Raw genomic sequence first — 17,055 nt, forward strand, 5'->3', positions numbered from 1 at the left:
CGCATTGCTCACTTTACGTGGTCGGCTCATCCTCGGCTTGGCGCTCATGGTCTGCGCCGCCGTCCTGCTGAGTTGGATCCGCCCGCATTTTGACCCACTCGGACCGATGATCGTTCCTGCAGAGGCGATGTATGTGTTCCAAGGTCTCACCGGTCCTCCAAATATGAGCACCGTGCCGCCGGCACGTCCCGCTGACTGGAATCAATACGCGCAGGGCAGTCGCACGCGGCTAGCTGTTTTGTTGACCGATCGCTCGTCTGCCTGGCTGGGGCTTGCGCATGGTCTGAAGACGATCGGCATCCCGTTTCTCATCACCGAGGACTATGCCGAGGCTCTTACTCATAAGGTCGTGCTCGTCTATCCAACCATTTCCGGAAGCGTGCTTTCGCAAAAAGCCTTGCGTGCACTTGCGGCGTTTCCGCGTGGCGGCGGGACACTGATTGGCACCCAGGTTCTTGGTGGACTGAACGAAGTGTTTGGTTTTCGCGAAGCGGTGGCCTCACGGCAACGATTCGAAGTGCACTTGAAGCAGGAGGATGCCATCCTCGCTACATTCACCGATCCCAGAGAATGGACGTTACGGTTGGGGAACCGTGACAAGAAGCCGGAGGCATTAGGAAGCTACGGCTATACGCAGAATACCACGCCCGTGGCGCTGTATGAGGATGGCACAGCAGCGGTGACTCATAAGCCATACGGCGAGGGGCATGCCTATGCAATTGGGGTTGATGTGGGATTTCTTCTCCTACAAGGTCACAACAATCGCGGTGAGGAACTTACATACAGCTTCGATAATCGTTTCGATCCTACGCTGGATGTGTGGCTACGGCTGTTTAAGGCAATCTATACAGCGGGGGAGCCGGATGCGGTCACTATCGGCACCGTGCCTTTTGGCAAATCGCTCTCGGTCATGTTGACGCATGACGTCGATTTTACGAAGTCGATGGCAAATGCCGTGACCTATGCCGAGTACGAGAAGAGCCAGGGATTGGTGGGCACCTATTTTGTTCAGACGAAATATATTCGGGACTTCAACGACGATATTTTTTTTAATGAGGAAGGTATCACGCATCTGAAGATGCTCGCTGCACTAGGGATGGAGATCGGCAGCCATACGGTCGCCCATTCAAAAGTATTTAACAAGTTTCCAATGGGGACCGGTTCCGAACGGTATCCTTCCTATACTCCCTTTGTGAAAGATCGGCAGACGGCGTTCAACGGGACGATTTTGGGAGAGCTGCGGGTCAGCAAGTTTCTTCTCGAACAGTTTTCCAAGCAAACATTGGTTTCGTTCAGACCGGGAGAGCTGTCGAATCCTTCCTCCCTTCCGCAGGCATTGGAGTCGACAGGGTATCGCTACAGCTCGACAGCCACAGCCAATAACTCGCTCACCCATTTGCCGTATCAGTTGAATTACGACCGATCCGGCCAAGCGGAAACCAACATGTTCGAATTCCCGGTCACGGTAGAGGACGAGGAGCTGCCGAAGCTAGGCGAACGTGTGCCTGAGGCACTTGAACTGGCGCACCAGATCAGCCGCTATGGCGGGTCCTTTGTCGTATTGATTCACCCGAATATCGTTGATCACAAACTGGAATTCGAAAAACACTTTGTGGAGGGGGTGAAGTCGTTTGCCTGGTTCGGCTCCGTCTCGCAGTTCGGCCAGTGGTGGAGCGCGAGGAACGAAGTAGCAGCCGACGTGTCCCGAGAAGGGGACACCTGCCTTCTGACATTACAGGTCCCCAAGCCCATGGCTGGCCTGACGGTGCAAGTGCCGAATGGCTGGACACTGGGCCAACGCGCCGTTAGCATGAGCTCAGCGGAACAGGTCGGGCAGACCGTGATACTTCATGACGCTCACGGCACTATCATACTGCGCTTTTCAAGAAATCGATCAGTCTAGCCTTTGACATGCTGAACTGTGCACGGAAGTGTCACTTCCTCCCGGTGCATGAGCTTGCAGCCGCAATATGTCAGCGAATCACAAGTCAGATGAGCGCAAATAAGAAGTCGAGGACTGATGCGCGCGGATGGATTGGCTCCCCGGGCAGGACTCGAACCTGCGACCATTCGGTTAACAGCCGAACGCTCTACCAACTGAGCTACCGGGGAACGCGTGTTGAAAAGCTGGTGTCAGACGATTATTGAACGGCAGATTGTAGCTAAATGGAGTTCATCGATTCAAGGCTTTCTTGCACAAAAAGTTATACGCCGAAGTCATCGGATTCATCGTCTTCGTTTGATGCATCCGAGGTGCCGTCCGAAAGCGAGGCATAGTGCCGGGCCCACGAGAGGTAAATGTTGCCGCTGTCGCGCATGGCATCAGCGCCCTTGACTAACTTCGACGCAAGCTCGGGGTCCTTCCCAATTCGCCCGATTTCCGCCGCTCTCCGTTCTAAACATTCGGGATAGCTCTTCAGCAATGCCGTGATTTCTCCAAGCAATTCTTGGAGGACATTATCCTCGCTTTCCATGACATTCCTCCTGCTTTAGCACCGATGCCATAATAAAAAACCCCACGGCGCAGGCCCATGGGGTTTTTTAAACTCTGTGTGAGCCGATCAGCCTTGGTAGGCTTGCCCAAGGCCGGCTGATTCTCCCTTGTGCGACAGGAGCGTGCCGGTGGCACTCACAGCTTGCATTTCGATGGCCATATGTTTGGCCGCATTGCACACGACAACGCACAGTTCGCAACCTTTGCACCGATTGATCGCGACCTCTGCCACCATTTTCGTGACGTTGAGGTCTAAGCAGTTGGCTTCGGGACAATACATGATGCAGAGACGGCAGCCTTTCTTGGCCACACACTTCTCGTCGATGACTTGCGCAATATTATACATGCGTGTGTTCCTCTTTTTAGGCCGCCACCGGAGTGCCGACTTTCAATTCAACGTGATTCTTGTCAGCCCATTCTGAGGCAATTTCATATGCGCGTTTAACAGTCGCCAAGTTCTTGGCAAGCAGCATTTCCTTCTTGGCGAATTTCTTCTTGATGGCTTCGTCCAGGGTTGCCGTGCCGCCCGATGCGACGAATTTCTTCCCGAATCGCTCCTGGAGCGCTAAGTCGAGCGCTTCCATCGAGACGCATTTCGTAATGCCGGCCACCGATCCGATCATGGTCATGTTGGTCGATAATTCGGTCCCGGCCACCTCAAGGGCGATCTGCGTGCCTGGAATGTAAAACAATGCGACGTGTAAATCGTTCAATCGCTGAATATCTTCATCCGAAAGCAGCGAGACGTCTGAATTGATGATCACGACGCCGCCTTCTTTGATGCCAGAATAGAACGGCATGGTATAGCTCTTTCCCATCGTGATGACCTGAGGATGGAAGACCTGAATCACGTCCGGGAATACGAGCTCGCCTCTGTCATAAATGCGCTCCAAACCGATCCGGCAATAGCTTTCTGCAGGAGCCATCCGCTTTTCTGCTCCGAAGAACGGATTGGAGATGGCAAATTTCCCGTCTTTGGAGGCCGCCATGGCCATAACGTGTGCCGCAGTCACCGCACCCTGGCCGCCTAACCCCGACATCCGAATATTGATCCGCTTCTTGATCATTGTGTTCCTCCTGACGGCTTGTCCTCTGTACGTTAGGCTTCTTGGGCGGCCAATTGCTTGGCTGCGGCTTTGCGTTCTTTGTCTTTCGCTGCGACTTCGGCGAGGAACTGCTTGGCCGGCTCGCTGACATATTCTTTATAGGCAAATCGCTCCGTCGGCTTTTCAGAGTCACGCATTTCCTGAAGCCCTTCCATACTGTTCTTGCCGATTTCAAGAATGCAGGGCGTATAGAGCTGCAGATAGGTCGGGCCGATTTCACGAGCGACGAGTACTGCGTTTCGGATCACCTTTTCGACTAACGACGGCTTGCTGACCGTGCAATTCACCACGTAGTGACACCCGGACTCCCGAGCAATCTCCGGTAAACGGACCTTCTCAAAGGTCTTTCCTACCGGCGCCATCTTGGCGACAAAACCCTTTTGCATGAGTCCGCTTTCCTGGCCGCCAGTGTTGGCATACAATTCATTGTCGAAGCAGATGGTCGTGAATTTTTCCTGACGGAACCACGCCTGCAGCGTCATATCGAGACCGATATCGACAGTGGCGCCATCCCCGGCCAAGACCACAACATCCTTGGTCCGACCTGGAAATCTCACCGTGAGCGCCCGCTTCAGCCCGGAGGCAATGGCATTTTGATTCCCGAACAGCGAGTGAATGTTGTGTACGGCAACATGAGGGAATACCAGGCTTGTGCAGCCGGTCGATCCCACCATGACGGTGTCTTCAGGGTTGGGAAGTGAAGCCAGTATATAACGAAACGCCATAGATTCCGGACATCCCGCGCAGAGCGAGTGCTCTTCAATAAGCTCCTTGGAAGTCCCGATATCTTTCCAGCCTCGGTCTTGATTGCCGTACGTCGCCCGATTAACGAGATCTTGATATTCGGGCGGCATGATATCGAAAAACTCAGGGGCAATTTTAATTCGCTCTTTACTCATGGATGGCCTCCTAATCGCGCTGCCGTCTATTTCGGTTATTCAGTGTCCGCTATCACACAACGGTCGTTCGAACGATCAACTTCCGCGTCCAGCCAACGACATCGTTCGCATGCCCAGTGTCTTTTTAATCTCTTCAACGATGATTTCCGGCGGCATTGTCATTCCACCGCAGACGTGCGGGGCGGCGATCACGCGATCGCTATTGGGAATGGATGCCCTAATTTCTTTTGCCATCCACCCCGTGACGTTGAATTCCGGAACAAAGATGTACTTGGCGTTTTTTGTGGCTTCCCGGATTTCTTCTCCCGGCCAGGGCCGTAAAGTTTTCACTTTTACTAAGCCGCATCGTACGCCCTCTTCTTCCAAGAGGCGAATCGCTTCTCGACCTTGAGAGACGGCGGTCCCGGACGACACGATCATAATATCGGCATCCGTATTCTCGGTATCGACCAGTCCATTCAACCAGTGGATGGAATGTTTACGGGAACGCTCGACGGCTGCCCAGACTTCCTGTTGCCAGCTGGCGTGTGTTGCATAGCTAATGTAGTTGCTCTTCATCACAAACGGGTCCCGCATCATCCGAACCGGCGGACACTCCATATCCATGCATGGTACGGGCGAACGATACGGATCGTAGGGAGGCAAGCACATATCGGCGGGTGTTAGATTGACGACGTCTTTTGTGTGGGTGACGAAAAAGCCGTCGCAACAGAGCGCCAGCGGAAGATGCACGTCCGGCTCTTCGGCTACCATGTAGCCCTTGAGAATCCAGTCATAGAAGTCTTGGGCGGTCTCAGCGTGCCAGACCAACATGCCGGTGTTCAAAAGATAAGAAATTTCCAGCGTGTCAGGTTGAATAGACAGGGGTGAATTGATGCCACGGCACGTCACAATCATCTGGATCGGCAACCTGGCGCCCGCCCACATCGGGAAGTTTTCCATCGCTCGCATCGTGCCGGGTCCGGCGGTCGTGGTGAAGACTCTGGCACCGCCAAATGCCGCGCCGGCGCACTGAGACATGACGGCGAATTCACTCTCACCTCGGAAATAGTCACCGATGTACCCTTCGGCGAACAACTCACCGATCAAGGCAGCCGCCTCGCTTTGTGGGGTGATCGGATAGGCAATCATGACGTCGCAACTGGCCCGTCGAAGAGCTTCCTTGATCACCTCGCTGCCTGTAAAGAACGACGGCGTGCGAGGGGCTTCATTCATCATCTGCCAGGTGTCGGTGTACGTTTGGCCCTTTTTGTTTTTCGTACCGATGACTGACTGTGTATGTGCCATGGCCTCCGCCTCCTTAATTGTCTGAGTAGTGCACGTGTCTTTGACGACGTCAGCGGCTTAGTTGGATGCTCCACTCTTGGAAACAGCCTGTGAGACTTTGACTGTGCCTTTTAATTTCCGTATCCACTCCGCTACGCGCATAATCTTGTCCACCGATGCATCTCGGAACGACAGCATGGCATCTTCATGGCCGGCTTGGGCACACATGGCAACCGTGTAACAGGAGGTTCCACCTCTAATGATCTTCAGCGACAGATTCGCTTGATGGCAGTGGACTCCCACGAACATGCAACAGTCAATCTTGTTATGCCAAATCGTCAGGTTCGGGTGGTTCGGATTAATTTCAATTTCAGGATTGATCTTTGGATACTTTGGTCGGTAATCAGGCATGGGGATCAGCATGGCTTTCTGGCCAGGCTGGACACATTCTTTGAGTGTCTCATACAGGTGCCGAATGGCGGTGGCTTTCTTCGCCGCTTTTTCATTCCAAGCCCACAGCACTAACGGCCCTGGAAAAATCGTGGGAACTTTGGCCATCAGGAATTGACGGGCTGCTTCCTCGTACACTTTCTCTTCAGGAACAATAACACCGTTGATATGGCCTTCGCCCGGATTGGGCAATCGGATCCCCATACTGGCCGCTGCAGGGGGCAGAAAATGCTCCGGACCTGGCAATACGCGATACTGATTCATTCCAACCACTCCTCACTCTTCGGACGCATGCTCGCTTAATAGTTCAAGAACCAAGAAATCCTCTTTCTACTCTAAGCTTTCTTTGTCAGGATGTGCAAGCCGGCAGAAGCCCCACGGGTGAGGGATTATGGGCCATGAAGGGGTGGTCTTGTAGGCCTTTGGTCCCAACGCCAAGTCTTAGCATTTGTCAATAGTCCTGCCAAGTTGAGTGAACGAGTATAGCGACCCTGTTCTTTTGTTGTCAATCAACAATGTCTATGGGGCCGTTAATGGATGAGAGTGCAGAAGCTTCCGGATAGCATGAAGGGAGACACACGGGAGGGTGCGAAGGCAAACAGTTTAGCAAGCCCGGATAGTGTCGATCGAAATCAAATGTACTTATTCATTTCAGTGAGGTCTCATCTATTACCTTAAGACGTATTCTCTTTAGGAAGGATTTGGGTAAATGGGTGAACCTCAATGCGTTCAAAGACGCCATTTACGGTGTACGGGTCTTCTTTCGCCAATGCTTCAGCCTCTGCTAAGGAATCTGCCGAGATGACTATTAAGCTGCCGGTTCCATCCGTTAGGGGGCCGGCCAAGAGGACACGTTGTTGAGCGTGCAGCACGTCTAATTTGGCAAGATGCGCAGGCCGGTAAATTTTACGCTTTCTGCCACCATCGGGCCCATCAAAGCCAAGAATGACGAATTTCATGGTGCGTTAGTTACTGCTGAGATTCAAGGGGCTGTCTTCCTGAATAGCCGCTATGCAGGTCGTGCCACCACCGAATCTCTGTTTCCCCGCGTTTCCAGCAGAGATAGACGATTCGGCCATCCATATGATGAGGAAAGTCGCAAAGCCCCATGTCTAGGTCCTTGACGAGCACTCCCATTTCCTGAATTGCTTGAAGGTGTTCGCTCATTTGCTCTAAGGCGGTAATATAGACTCTTCCTGCGTAGCTCCCGCCTCCGAAGGTCGCTTTTGCGCTGGCCTTATTGATTTCGTCCTTCACACGGTTTAGTAGCTGTTTTGATTGTCCGATCAGAGTCAAATGCCGTTCAAGTTCGGGGATGAGACGATTCGCCTCAGAGAGCGTAAACATTCGTTCCAGATTCTGGCCTTCTTCTAAATTTCCCATGCGCATTCTTTAGCACAAATGCTGTTGTTGCGCAATGGAACGATCGCTCGTGGAACCCGTGTCGTCTCCTTTTAGTGACTCATCCCAGGGGAACGATTTTACGATGCCTATTGACAAAATTTAACTGCAGCGATAGGATACCCCACAGCTTCCAGAAATCCGACATTACTTCCACCCTGTGTAGCTTGCCGGGGCAGATCTCGAATCAGATCATCGACGTCAACATTTAAAATGAATTGTTGGTGTAGTCCGATTTGTCAAGACACACCTATTGTTAACCTAGTCACCGCGACCGGAGGTCGGGGCGCGAAACACTGAATTCCTTCGCTGGCCATTCTCTTCGCTAAACACCTTCGTTCTTCCATGTTCAATCACCACATGTCGCGACCATTTTCACTTTGTCTCTCGTCCAAAGAGAGGTTAGTTTTTTGTCAATAAGGGAGAAGATTATGCACCTTGCCGAACTGAAGCAAAAATCAATTGCTGATCTGAATGATGTGGCGAAAGATCTCAAAATAGAGGGCGCCGCCAATCTTAGAAAGCAAGAATTGATCTTTGCCATTCTTCAGGCCCAAACAGAGAAGAATGGCGCGATCATGGGAGAAGGCGTGTTGGAAACCCTGCCGGACGGCTTTGGTTTTCTACGAGCACCTGACTCCAACTATCTGCCGGGACCGGACGACATTTACATTTCGCCGTCCCAAATTCGCCGGTTCAATCTGAGGACGGGCGATATCGTGTCAGGGCAGATCCGTCCGCCCAAGGAAAGCGAGCGGTATTTCGCCCTGCTCAAGGTCGAAAAGGTTAATTATGAAGACCCGGAAGTCGCTCGCGACAAGATCCTCTTCGATAATCTCACGCCCCTCTATCCTGAGGAGCGAATCAATCTCGAATTTGACCAAGGCGAATACTGCACCCGGGTCATGGATCTGACGACACCGATCGGGAAAGGCCAGCGGGGCCTGATCGTAGCGGCGCCTCGAACCGGAAAGACCATGCTACTGCAAGCCATTGCACGGGCGATTCTCAAAAATCACCCTGAAGTCATGTTGATCGTGCTGTTGATCGATGAACGTCCGGAAGAAGTGACCGACTGGCAACGGCAAGTGAAAGCGGCGGAAGTCATCAGTTCCACCTTTGATGAACCGGCCCAGCGCCATGCGCAGGTGGCCGAGATGGTGCTGGAGAAGGCCAAGCGGCTCGTCGAGCATAAGCGTGATGTGGTCATTTTGCTCGATAGTGTTACGCGGTTGGCACGGGCCTACAATACGATTGCACCTCCGAGTGGAAAAGTGTTGTCCGGCGGCTTGGACTCCAATGCACTTCAGCGGCCCAAACGATTCTTCGGAGCCGCTCGGAACATTGAAAACGGAGGAAGTCTGACGATCATGGCGACTGCTTTGATTGATACCGGTAGCCGCATGGACGATGTAATTTTCGAAGAGTTCAAGGGCACGGGCAATATGGAAGTGCATTTGGATCGCCGTCTCGCAGACAAGCGTATTTTCCCGGCCATCGACATCAGCCAGTCCGGAACCCGCAAGGAAGAGCTCCTGGTGGATCGCGATCGGTTGAACAAGATGTGGATTCTGAGAAAGGTCCTCAGCCCGCTTGGTACCATGGAAGCCATGGAGTTCTTAATGGATAAGATCGGGGGCACGAAGACCAATCAGGAGTTCTTGCAGTCGATGAATCGATAGAGATCGAGGCGGACGAAGGATTCGCCGGGTCCGCTGACCCAATAGCTATTTCAAAAGGCCGTCGTTGTAAGTACAATATAGGTCAACGAAGAGGAGTATCATGAAAACAGCGATCCATCCGGATTATCGAGTGGCAACCGTGCATTGTGCCTGTGGGTCGACATTTAAAACGCGCACGACCGTCGGCAACGTCAATGTCGATATCTGTTCCAGCTGCCATCCGTTCTTTACCGGCACGCAAAAGATTGTGGATACGGAAGGACGAGTGGAGCGGTTTAAAAAGAAGTATGCCAAGAAGCAATAAGCGATTTATGCAGCCCATGTTCTCTGTGCTGTGAAGTGATTGATAGGCACGATGGCTGAAACGTTTACTGCAGATTCAGAACACTCGCTTCTGCTTGCCAAATGGGAAGAGGTGGCGAACCGTTACGAGGAGTTGAACCGTCAGCTCGTCGATCAGTCCGTGCTGAGCCAGCCCTCTCTGTTGCATAAACTCAATAAGGAACGAACCGATATCGAAGGGTTGGCCCAACTATTTGTAGAATACCATGAGTTGCGGAAACAAGAAGCCGAAGCCGAACAGATCGCGCATGAGCCGAATATCGGCCCCGAGTTGCAACGGCTTGCCGCTGAAGAGGCGCAGTCCTTAAGGGAACGTTGCGATGATATGGAGCAACAAGCCTTGGAGCTGCTCGAGCCGAAAGACCCTCGTGACGAGAAAAATAACTTTGTCGAAATCAGGGCGGGGACTGGCGGTGACGAAGCGGCCTTGTTCGCCGGGGACCTGTTTCGCATGTATGCGAAGTATGCCGAAAAGAAGCGATTGCGCATGGAGATCATCGAAGCGCATGAGACAGGTATCGGCGGCTATAAGGATGTCGTGATGCTCGTCGAGGGGAAAGGCGCGTTTGGGTTCTTTCGATACGAGAGCGGAGTGCATCGCGTGCAGCGTGTGCCGACGACCGAAGCGAGCGGACGTATACATACCTCCACTGCAACAGTGGCTGTCATGCCGGAGGTCGATGAGGTTGACGTCCACATCGATCCGAAAGATCTTCGCATCGACACGTTTTGCTCGTCCGGCGCAGGCGGCCAAAGCGTCAATACCACCTATTCAGCGGTCCGGATTACTCACATTCCGACGGGCGTCGTGGTATCGTGTCAGGACGAGCGGTCGCAGCTCAAAAATAGGATCAAGGCCATGCGGACGCTTCGTGCCAGAATCGTCGAGGCGGAACGGGAGAAGCAGGAAGCTGAAATCGCGCAATCACGCCGCAATCAGGTCGGCACAGGAGACCGGAGCGAAAAAATCAGGACCTATAACTTCCCGCAAAATCGTGTCACAGACCACCGCATCGGCCTGACGCTGCATAAGCTGGAGCAGGTGCTGGCCGGAGATCTCGATGAGCTGGTTGAGGCGCTTCGAGCGAACCAGACTACAGCCAGTCAGTCCGCTGAGCCCTCATGACCGGCTCAGTCCGCGCGGTAGACTATCCCTACAAACAGCATCCTTTCGTATTGTCATCCATGACCATCGGTCAACTAATGCGAGCCGGAGCGACTATGCTCGCAGAAGCCGGCATTGGTCAGCCCGAACACGAAGTCGTGTGGATTCTCGAATCGGCTCTTGGTCAGGATCGGTTGGGTCTTCACTTGAACAAAAATGAGAGAGTGGAGGAACGGGTCCGGGACAATGCCATGGCTTTGTTCCAACGGCGAGCATCTCGTGAGCCACTGCAATATGTGCTCGGCACACAGGAGTTCTGCGGATTGGATTTTCGTGTCACGCCGGATGTGTTAATCCCTCGCCCCGAAACGGAACTTCTTGTTGAATTAGTCGCGGAGGCATGCGCAAAGACCCCGGGCGCGCTAATTGCCGATGTCGGGACGGGATCCGGATGTATTGCCATTGCGTTGGCTCGTGCCATTCCCACGGCAACGCTGTATGCCACGGATCGTTCCCCTCAGGCATTGGCCCTCGCCCAAGAAAATGCCAAGCACCATGATCTGCAAGATCGCGTGCATTTTTTACTGGGAGACCTTCTGGAGCCGCTTCAACGGCTTGGATTACAGGGTCGGTTCGTCGCCATCGCCTCGAACCCGCCGTACATCCCTGAAGGCGACTTGGCAGGCCTGCAACCAGAGGTCGGATTGTTTGAGCCTCGCCAGGCTCTTGCTGGAGGGAATGATGGTTTGTTCTTCCACCGGCGTCTCGTCCGTGAAGCCGCTGGTTTTCTTGTGCCGAACGGAGTCCTGGCGGTCGAGGTTGGGATTGGGCAGGCTCGTCATGTTTCTGCCCTAGCACAGGACGGGGAAAACTACTACAATGTGCGAACTTTTCATGATATGGCCAAGATCGAACGAGTGGTCGTTGTTCAGAAGAGGGCAGAGTGACGAATTGAAAGCGGATCCTTTTGTAGTCATCAATCTGCACATTGCTCGGCGTTGAGTAAACCATGGATCAAATCACTATCTTAGGCGGTCGCCCATTGGAAGGGACGGTCAAGGTGAGCGGCGCGAAAAACGCCGCGTTGCCGATTCTTGCGTCGAGTCTTCTTGGGGGGGAGTGTCGTGTCGCCAATGTGCCGCACGTAGTCGATGTGACTACCATGTGCAAGCTGCTGGGTATCATGGGCGCAGGGGTGTCTGTGGAAGACAGTCGAGTGATAATTCAGGCGGAACATATCCACTCAACGGAAGCTCCGTACGATCTGGTCAGGAAGATGCGGGCCTCCATCCTTGTCCTCGGTCCGTTATTGGCTCGGTGGGGGGAAGCGACGGTCTCGCTACCGGGTGGTTGCGCAATTGGAACCAGGCCGGTGGACCTTCATCTAGCGGGCCTCGCGAAGCTGGGAGCCGAAGTATCCGTTGAGCATGGTTATATCCGAGCAAAAGCAGTTCGTCTCAAGGGCGCTCGCATCAATATGGACATGCCGACCGTCACGGGGACGGAAAATCTGATGATGGCGGCTTGCTTAGCGGAAGGGACGACGGTTATTGAAAATGCAGCGAAAGAGCCTGAAGTTGTGGATCTCGCCGTCTCCCTCATCAAGCGGGGTGCCCGGATCATCGGCGCCGGCTCCGACTTGATCACCATTGAAGGCGTTCATGAACTGCGTGGCATGGATCATGAGGTTATTCCTGATCGGATCGAAGCCGGTACATTTCTCATGGCAGCGAGCATCACAGGGGGTAATATCTGCGTGGACCATTGCCTGCCTCGGCACTTAGAGGCAGTAACCATGAAGTTGCGCGAAATGGGTGCCGATGTGAACGAAGATAAGGAAGCCGTTCGCCTGAAATCCGCCGGGCGCCCGAAAGGTATAGACGTCAAGACATTCACGTATCCCGGGTTTCCCACGGATATGCAGGCGCAGATGATGGCGTTGATGTGCGTGTCGACCGGTACCAGCGTTATTTCGGAAACGATTTTTGAAAGTCGGTTCATGCACGTGCCGGAACTCTGCCGAATGGGGGCCGATATTAAAGTCGATGGTCACCATGCCGTGGTGAACGGAAAGGCCACCCTGACGGGCGCGCCCGTCATGGCATCAGACTTACGAGCCAGCGCGGGCCTCATTCTGGCCGGGCTTGCGGCAGAAGGGCAGACGGAGGTGTCCCGGGTCTATCATTTGGATCGAGGATATGAGCGGATCGAAGATAAACTTCGCGATCTGGGCGCGATCATCCATCGCGTGAAGGCTGCGGCATAGGATTGTGACACGATGATGATCACCGTAGCCTTGTCAAAAGGGAAGCTGCTGGAGTACGCACTCGATTTGTTTCAGCGGACAGGATTCACCAATGGGGGATTGTCGGCAGACAGCCGAAGGCTGGTCATTCCCTGTTACGACCAGGACATGACTTTGCTTATTGTTCGTCCGAGCGATGTGCCAACATATGTAGAATATGGGGCTGCGGATGTCGGCGTCGTCGGAAAGGATATGCTCCTGGAACAGGAGCGTGACGTGTATGAGCCGCTGGATTTGCAATTCGGCGCCTGTCGCATCTCGGTGGCCGCTCTCCGTGGACAGGAATTCCGCGACCGGTTGTCCTCAAAAATCAGGGTTGCAACGAAATATCCCAATATTACCGAGCGCTATTTCAATCAGAAGGGGATACCGGTTGAGATCATCAAGCTGTATGGCTCCATTGAACTGGCTCCCCTCGTTGGATTAGCCGATCGCATTGTAGATCTGGTTTCCAGTGGGCAGACGCTGAAGGCTCACGATTTGGTCGAAGTAGAACTCATCGCCCGATCTACCGCTCGTCTCATCATCAATCGAGCGAGCCTCAAGATGAAACACGAACGCGTCACCGATCTCATCACAAGATTGAAGGCTGAGTTGGTAAGCACCGGCGCATCGCAAAGGAAAGCAGCCGCGGGCACGAGGCGCTAAGGGAGCGACCATGAAAGTCATCGCAAGCACAGATCGGGCGTTCAAGCCGGCGGTCAAACGCATTACGACGCGATCCAATTTTCAGGCCGGACCGATCGAGTCGGCGGTTAAGTCCATTCTCAAAGCGGTGGAGCGGGGAGGTGATCAGGCGATCACCCGCTATACGAAAAAGTTCGACCATGTCGTGCTCAAGCCGGAGCAGTTCCGTGTGGCATCTGAGCAAATCAAGGAAGCGTACTATCACCTCAGAAAAGAAGAGGGCGATGCCTTGCGCTTTGCGGCTCGGCGGATCACGGCCTTTCACGAACGCCAGCGCTTAAAGACGTGGATGTACGAAGAAGGGGGCGCCACGCTGGGCCAAATGATCCTGCCGCTCGATGCCGTGGGTCTCTATGTGCCTGGTGGAAAAGCGGTCTATCCCTCATCGGTTCTCATGTGCGCGATCCCGGCGAAGGTAGCCGGCGTGAAACGGGTGGTGATGTGTACGCCTTCGACGAAGGCAGGCATCAGTCCCTACCTTCTCGTCGCGGCCGACATTGCCGGCGTTGATGAGGTCTATCAGGTCGGAGGCGTTCAGGCGATCGCCGGCATGGCGTATGGGACGAACACCATCGCACGAGTGGATAAGATTGTGGGGCCGGGCAATATCTATGTAGCCACCGCAAAACGCCTCGTGTATGGCACTGTGGGGATCGACATGGTCGCCGGTCCCAGCGAGTTGCTTGTAGTCGCCGACGAGGGCGCCAATCCAGCCCATGTGGCAGCCGACTTGTTATGCGAAGCGGAGCATGATGAAGATGCCAAGGTTTACCTGGTGACGACTTCAGCACATCTGGCGCATGATGTTGCCAAACAACTACAGGAGCAGACGAAGCGCCTGACGCGAGAGAAGATTGTCGCGAAATCCATTGCCCGTCATACGGTCGCCTTGGTCGTGGAGACCATGGAAGAGGCGATCGACCTCGCGAATGACATTGCTCCGGAACACCTTACGCTGTCCGTCGATCGGCCCTTCGACTATTTGGAAAAAATTAAGCATGCCGGAGCATTATTCCTGGGCCGGTACACGCCACCGGCGGTCGCCGATTATGTGGCTGGTCCGAATCATGTCTTGCCGACCGGAGGAACCGCCCGTTTCTTTTCTCCCCTGTCGGTCGATGACTATTTGAAAAAAAGCAACATCATTGCCTATAGCAGAGAAGAGCTGAGCAAGGTCAAGGATCATCTTACGAGGATGGCCCATATGGAAGGGTTCGATGCCCATGCCAAATCGCTGGAGAGTAGACGGCCATGAACGCTATGCCGACACCACGCTGCGCCTCGATTGAACGAAACACGACGGAGACTCAAATTAGCGTTGACCTGGCGCTGGACGGAGTCGGTGGCAGCCACATCCAAACGACAATTCCTTTTTTGGATCACATGTTGCAGCTACTGAGCAAGCATGGGTTCTTCGACCTCACTATACGGGCTAAAGGCGATACGGATATTGACGATCACCATACGGTTGAAGATATTGGAATCGTACTCGGTGAGGCGCTGAAGCAGGCGCTGGGGAAAAAAGAGGGGATCCGTCGGTTCGGTTGGGCGTCCGTTCCACTCGATGAAACACTTGCTCAGGTGACGGTCGACCTCAGCGGCCGGCCTTATCTTGTGTATCACGTCGAGCTTTCAGAGCGGCGCATTAAGTCCTTCGATCTCGGCTTGTTTGAGGATTTCTTCCAAGCGTTCGTGACCCATGGTGCATTGAATTTACACATCAATGTGCAGTATGGCCGCAACCCACATCACATTATGGAGGCGATATTCAAGGCCTTGGCAAAGGCGCTGGATCAAGCGACCTCCATCGATGAACGGATCACCGGGGTGCTTTCAACCAAAGGGAAACTCTAGGTACGCCGTTCGGAGAGCGGCCTTCAGGAAGGTGTAACGTATGGTTCCTCCTTCCCGGCCTTCCACTCCGATGCTATGGTGCACGCCATGATTGCCATTATTGACTATGGAATGGGGAACCTTCGGAGTGTTCACAAGGCCTTTGCCGCCGTGGGGCACGATGCCGTCGTCACGCGCGAACCCGATATCTTAAATAAGGCGAGTCATCTGGTTCTCCCTGGAGTGGGGGCCTTCGCCGACTGCATGGCAAACCTTGCGCAGTATGGCCTCATCGAGCTGATTCGGAAAGGTATCGCGAGCGGCAAGCCGTTCTTGGGCATCTGTCTTGGCCTTCAATTGCTCTTTACGGAAAGCGAAGAATTCGGCGTGCACAAAGGCTTGGATATTCTGCCAGGGAAAGTCCGGCGTTTTCCCTTCGAACACGGTCCAGATACGATAACATTGTCTGAGTCGAGTCGTCTGAAGGTCCCGCATATGGGGTGGAACGAATTGGCCCTTGAGCGTGTGGCGCCACCGCTTCATGATGTGCCGGCCCGCGCGCACGTGTATTTCGTCCATTCGTATTATGTCGAACCCTTGGATCCCTCAGTCATTGCGACGACGACGGATTATGGGCGTCCCTTTGTATCAAGTATTTGGCGCGAGAACATCTTTGCCTGTCAGTTTCATCCCGAAAAAAGCCAAACAGTCGGACTTCAAATTGTCAAAAACTTTGCCGAGTGGCGGTCATCATGAGGCCGGCTGAGCTTGCAAGGCATGCGATGGTCGCGGTCGCATTCATGGTAATGGGAGCGTGTGCTCCCGCCAAAGTGACGACTACGGCTTCGCCTGGGCTCGGCCAATATGAGGTCCGCTCAGTCGCGATTATGCCTTTCGAGCGACTGGCGACACCGCAAATTCTCGATCCCGCTGGTGCCCACGTTTCCGTTCCGGGTGGAGTGAAGCGATCCGATATTCAAATTGCCCTCCCTCCTGCCGGTCGGCAGATCGACAGGGAGGCTACGACGGTGCCGGCGTTTGTTCCGGAGAAAATCAGCCGGATGGTGTATCAAGAACTCAAAAAGCGGCCCGGCCTCCGTGTCATTGCTCCTGAAGAGGCAGTCGCTGCCATGCCGGCTTCTGGAAGTGGTGTGAGCGGTATTTCGCTTGAACAGAGGGCCAAAGACGTTATGAAAAGAACGGGCGCGGATGCGGCGCTACTGGGACGTGTGCTGGTCTATCGTGAACGTGATGGAAGCCGATGGGGTGCGATCCCTGCCGTCCTTGGGTTTGAGGTCAAGCTCATGGCACCGGACGGGGTGACGTTATGGACGGCCAATTACTATGAGAAGCAACGCCCGCTCACGGAAGACCTGATCGGGTTCTGGCAACACGGCGGCGGCTTCGTGACTGCAGAAGAGCTGGCGGAGTACGGAGCGGAACGCGTCGTTCGAGAGTTTCCTTTTGGTACAGTGTAAAGGCATT

The 17,055-nt window shown here is 54.0% G+C and carries 19 protein-coding genes and 1 tRNA gene; 11 read left to right on the forward strand and 9 right to left on the reverse strand.

Going from position 1 to position 17,055, the window contains the following annotated elements; genetic code table 11:
* Positions 1 to 4 precede the first annotated feature (4 nt).
* A complete protein-coding gene (locus ACWHYZ_RS06230) occupies positions 5 to 1,903 on the forward strand; it encodes a polysaccharide deacetylase family protein (protein WP_447986419.1) in 1,899 nt (632 codons plus the stop codon).
* 133 nt (positions 1,904 to 2,036) lie between these two features.
* Here ACWHYZ_RS06230 and ACWHYZ_RS06235 read toward each other — a convergent pair.
* The 9 genes from ACWHYZ_RS06235 to ACWHYZ_RS06275 all read right to left on the reverse strand — a co-directional run bounded on the left by ACWHYZ_RS06235 (position 2,037) and on the right by ACWHYZ_RS06275 (position 7,598).
* Positions 2,037 to 2,112 (reverse strand) — tRNA-Asn (locus ACWHYZ_RS06235).
* A 92-nt stretch (positions 2,113 to 2,204) separates the two neighbouring features.
* Positions 2,205 to 2,474, reverse strand: a complete 270-nt coding sequence (locus tag ACWHYZ_RS06240; protein WP_447986420.1) for a hypothetical protein — start codon at positions 2,472 to 2,474, stop codon at positions 2,205 to 2,207.
* An 87-nt stretch (positions 2,475 to 2,561) separates the two neighbouring features.
* Positions 2,562 to 2,840 (reverse strand): pyruvate ferredoxin oxidoreductase, encoded by a 279-nt coding sequence (locus tag ACWHYZ_RS06245; protein ID WP_447986421.1) that lies wholly within the window; start codon positions 2,838 to 2,840, stop codon positions 2,562 to 2,564.
* Positions 2,841 to 2,856: 16 nt separating this feature from the next.
* A complete protein-coding gene (locus tag ACWHYZ_RS06250; RefSeq protein ID WP_447986422.1) occupies positions 2,857 to 3,561 on the reverse strand; it encodes a 2-oxoacid:acceptor oxidoreductase family protein in 705 nt (234 codons plus the stop codon).
* 32 nt (positions 3,562 to 3,593) lie between these two features.
* Positions 3,594 to 4,499 carry a thiamine pyrophosphate-dependent enzyme gene (locus ACWHYZ_RS06255; RefSeq protein ID WP_447986423.1) on the reverse strand — a complete coding sequence of 302 codons (906 nt, stop codon included), beginning with the start codon at positions 4,497 to 4,499 and terminating at the stop codon, positions 3,594 to 3,596.
* Between the two features lie 75 nt (positions 4,500 to 4,574).
* The gene (locus tag ACWHYZ_RS06260) at positions 4,575 to 5,786 is read right to left on the reverse strand and encodes a transketolase C-terminal domain-containing protein (protein WP_447986424.1); all 1,212 of its coding nucleotides are present in this window, start codon (positions 5,784 to 5,786) and stop codon (positions 4,575 to 4,577) included.
* A gap of 57 nt (positions 5,787 to 5,843) precedes the next feature.
* The gene (locus tag ACWHYZ_RS06265) at positions 5,844 to 6,479 is read right to left on the reverse strand and encodes a carbon monoxide dehydrogenase beta subunit family protein (RefSeq protein ID WP_447986425.1); all 636 of its coding nucleotides are present in this window, start codon (positions 6,477 to 6,479) and stop codon (positions 5,844 to 5,846) included.
* 410 nt (positions 6,480 to 6,889) lie between these two features.
* Entirely contained in the window at positions 6,890 to 7,174 is a 285-nt protein-coding gene (locus tag ACWHYZ_RS06270) for a YciI family protein (protein WP_447986426.1), read from the reverse strand.
* Positions 7,175 to 7,184: 10 nt separating this feature from the next.
* Positions 7,185 to 7,598: a DUF2203 domain-containing protein gene (locus tag ACWHYZ_RS06275; RefSeq protein WP_447986427.1), complete on the reverse strand. Its 414-nt coding sequence runs from the start codon at positions 7,596 to 7,598 to the stop codon at positions 7,185 to 7,187.
* 449 nt (positions 7,599 to 8,047) lie between these two features.
* On the opposite strand from ACWHYZ_RS06275, the gene rho reads away from it, so the two are divergent.
* The 10 genes from rho (at position 8,048) to ACWHYZ_RS06325 (ending at position 17,048) form a co-directional block, all read left to right on the forward strand.
* Complete coding sequence (rho, locus tag ACWHYZ_RS06280; protein ID WP_447986428.1) at positions 8,048 to 9,298, forward strand: transcription termination factor Rho; 1,251 nt, start codon at positions 8,048 to 8,050, stop codon at positions 9,296 to 9,298.
* A gap of 100 nt (positions 9,299 to 9,398) precedes the next feature.
* Positions 9,399 to 9,602 carry a 50S ribosomal protein L31 gene (rpmE, locus tag ACWHYZ_RS06285; protein ID WP_447986429.1) on the forward strand — a complete coding sequence of 68 codons (204 nt, stop codon included), beginning with the start codon at positions 9,399 to 9,401 and terminating at the stop codon, positions 9,600 to 9,602.
* A gap of 90 nt (positions 9,603 to 9,692) precedes the next feature.
* Positions 9,693 to 10,766 carry a peptide chain release factor 1 gene (gene prfA, locus ACWHYZ_RS06290; protein ID WP_447987527.1) on the forward strand — a complete coding sequence of 358 codons (1,074 nt, stop codon included), beginning with the start codon at positions 9,693 to 9,695 and terminating at the stop codon, positions 10,764 to 10,766.
* Complete coding sequence (prmC, locus tag ACWHYZ_RS06295; protein ID WP_447986430.1) at positions 10,763 to 11,692, forward strand: peptide chain release factor N(5)-glutamine methyltransferase; 930 nt, start codon at positions 10,763 to 10,765, stop codon at positions 11,690 to 11,692. Before prfA ends, prmC begins: the two co-directional genes overlap by 4 nt.
* Positions 11,693 to 11,754: 62 nt before the next feature.
* A complete protein-coding gene (gene murA / locus ACWHYZ_RS06300; RefSeq protein WP_447986431.1) occupies positions 11,755 to 13,011 on the forward strand; it encodes a UDP-N-acetylglucosamine 1-carboxyvinyltransferase in 1,257 nt (418 codons plus the stop codon).
* A gap of 12 nt (positions 13,012 to 13,023) precedes the next feature.
* Positions 13,024 to 13,698, forward strand: a complete 675-nt coding sequence (gene hisG, locus ACWHYZ_RS06305; RefSeq protein WP_447986432.1) for an ATP phosphoribosyltransferase — start codon at positions 13,024 to 13,026, stop codon at positions 13,696 to 13,698.
* 10 nt (positions 13,699 to 13,708) lie between these two features.
* A complete protein-coding gene (gene hisD / locus ACWHYZ_RS06310) occupies positions 13,709 to 14,992 on the forward strand; it encodes a histidinol dehydrogenase (RefSeq protein WP_447986433.1) in 1,284 nt (427 codons plus the stop codon).
* Positions 14,993 to 14,997: 5 nt separating this feature from the next.
* Positions 14,998 to 15,591, forward strand: a complete 594-nt coding sequence (gene hisB / locus ACWHYZ_RS06315; RefSeq protein WP_447987528.1) for an imidazoleglycerol-phosphate dehydratase HisB — start codon at positions 14,998 to 15,000, stop codon at positions 15,589 to 15,591.
* 87 nt (positions 15,592 to 15,678) lie between these two features.
* Positions 15,679 to 16,326 carry an imidazole glycerol phosphate synthase subunit HisH gene (hisH, locus tag ACWHYZ_RS06320; protein ID WP_447986434.1) on the forward strand — a complete coding sequence of 216 codons (648 nt, stop codon included), beginning with the start codon at positions 15,679 to 15,681 and terminating at the stop codon, positions 16,324 to 16,326.
* Positions 16,323 to 17,048, forward strand: coding sequence for a hypothetical protein (locus ACWHYZ_RS06325; protein WP_447986435.1), 726 nt, complete (start codon positions 16,323 to 16,325; stop codon positions 17,046 to 17,048). The genes hisH and ACWHYZ_RS06325 overlap by 4 nt, the downstream gene beginning before the upstream one ends.
* Positions 17,049 to 17,055: the final 7 nt, after the last annotated feature.

It is taken from the genome of Nitrospira sp. Nam74 (assembly GCF_965152615.1).

What these genes read in the sequence shown, in the direction of transcription:
- ACWHYZ_RS06325 (WP_447986435.1), top strand. Translation starts at nt 16,323, where the DNA reads ATGAGGCCGGCTGAGCTTGCAAGGCATGCGATGGTCGCGGTCGCATTC.
- hisD (WP_447986433.1), top strand. Translation starts at nt 13,709, where the DNA reads ATGAAAGTCATCGCAAGCACAGATCGGGCGTTCAAGCCGGCGGTCAAA.
- murA (WP_447986431.1), top strand. Translation starts at nt 11,755, where the DNA reads ATGGATCAAATCACTATCTTAGGCGGTCGCCCATTGGAAGGGACGGTC.
- prmC (WP_447986430.1), top strand. Translation starts at nt 10,763, where the DNA reads ATGACCGGCTCAGTCCGCGCGGTAGACTATCCCTACAAACAGCATCCT.
- rpmE (WP_447986429.1), top strand. Translation starts at nt 9,399, where the DNA reads ATGAAAACAGCGATCCATCCGGATTATCGAGTGGCAACCGTGCATTGT.
- ACWHYZ_RS06250 (WP_447986422.1), bottom strand. Translation starts at nt 3,561, where the DNA reads ATGATCAAGAAGCGGATCAATATTCGGATGTCGGGGTTAGGCGGCCAG.
- ACWHYZ_RS06240 (WP_447986420.1), bottom strand. Translation starts at nt 2,474, where the DNA reads ATGGAAAGCGAGGATAATGTCCTCCAAGAATTGCTTGGAGAAATCACG.
- ACWHYZ_RS06265 (WP_447986425.1), bottom strand. Translation starts at nt 6,479, where the DNA reads ATGAATCAGTATCGCGTATTGCCAGGTCCGGAGCATTTTCTGCCCCCT.
- hisB (WP_447987528.1), top strand. Translation starts at nt 14,998, where the DNA reads ATGCCGACACCACGCTGCGCCTCGATTGAACGAAACACGACGGAGACT.
- ACWHYZ_RS06255 (WP_447986423.1), bottom strand. Translation starts at nt 4,499, where the DNA reads ATGAGTAAAGAGCGAATTAAAATTGCCCCTGAGTTTTTCGATATCATG.
- ACWHYZ_RS06260 (WP_447986424.1), bottom strand. Translation starts at nt 5,786, where the DNA reads ATGGCACATACACAGTCAGTCATCGGTACGAAAAACAAAAAGGGCCAA.
- ACWHYZ_RS06275 (WP_447986427.1), bottom strand. Translation starts at nt 7,598, where the DNA reads ATGGGAAATTTAGAAGAAGGCCAGAATCTGGAACGAATGTTTACGCTC.
- hisH (WP_447986434.1), top strand. Translation starts at nt 15,679, where the DNA reads ATGATTGCCATTATTGACTATGGAATGGGGAACCTTCGGAGTGTTCAC.
- ACWHYZ_RS06245 (WP_447986421.1), bottom strand. Translation starts at nt 2,840, where the DNA reads ATGTATAATATTGCGCAAGTCATCGACGAGAAGTGTGTGGCCAAGAAA.
- hisG (WP_447986432.1), top strand. Translation starts at nt 13,024, where the DNA reads ATGATGATCACCGTAGCCTTGTCAAAAGGGAAGCTGCTGGAGTACGCA.
- rho (WP_447986428.1), top strand. Translation starts at nt 8,048, where the DNA reads ATGCACCTTGCCGAACTGAAGCAAAAATCAATTGCTGATCTGAATGAT.
- ACWHYZ_RS06270 (WP_447986426.1), bottom strand. Translation starts at nt 7,174, where the DNA reads ATGAAATTCGTCATTCTTGGCTTTGATGGGCCCGATGGTGGCAGAAAG.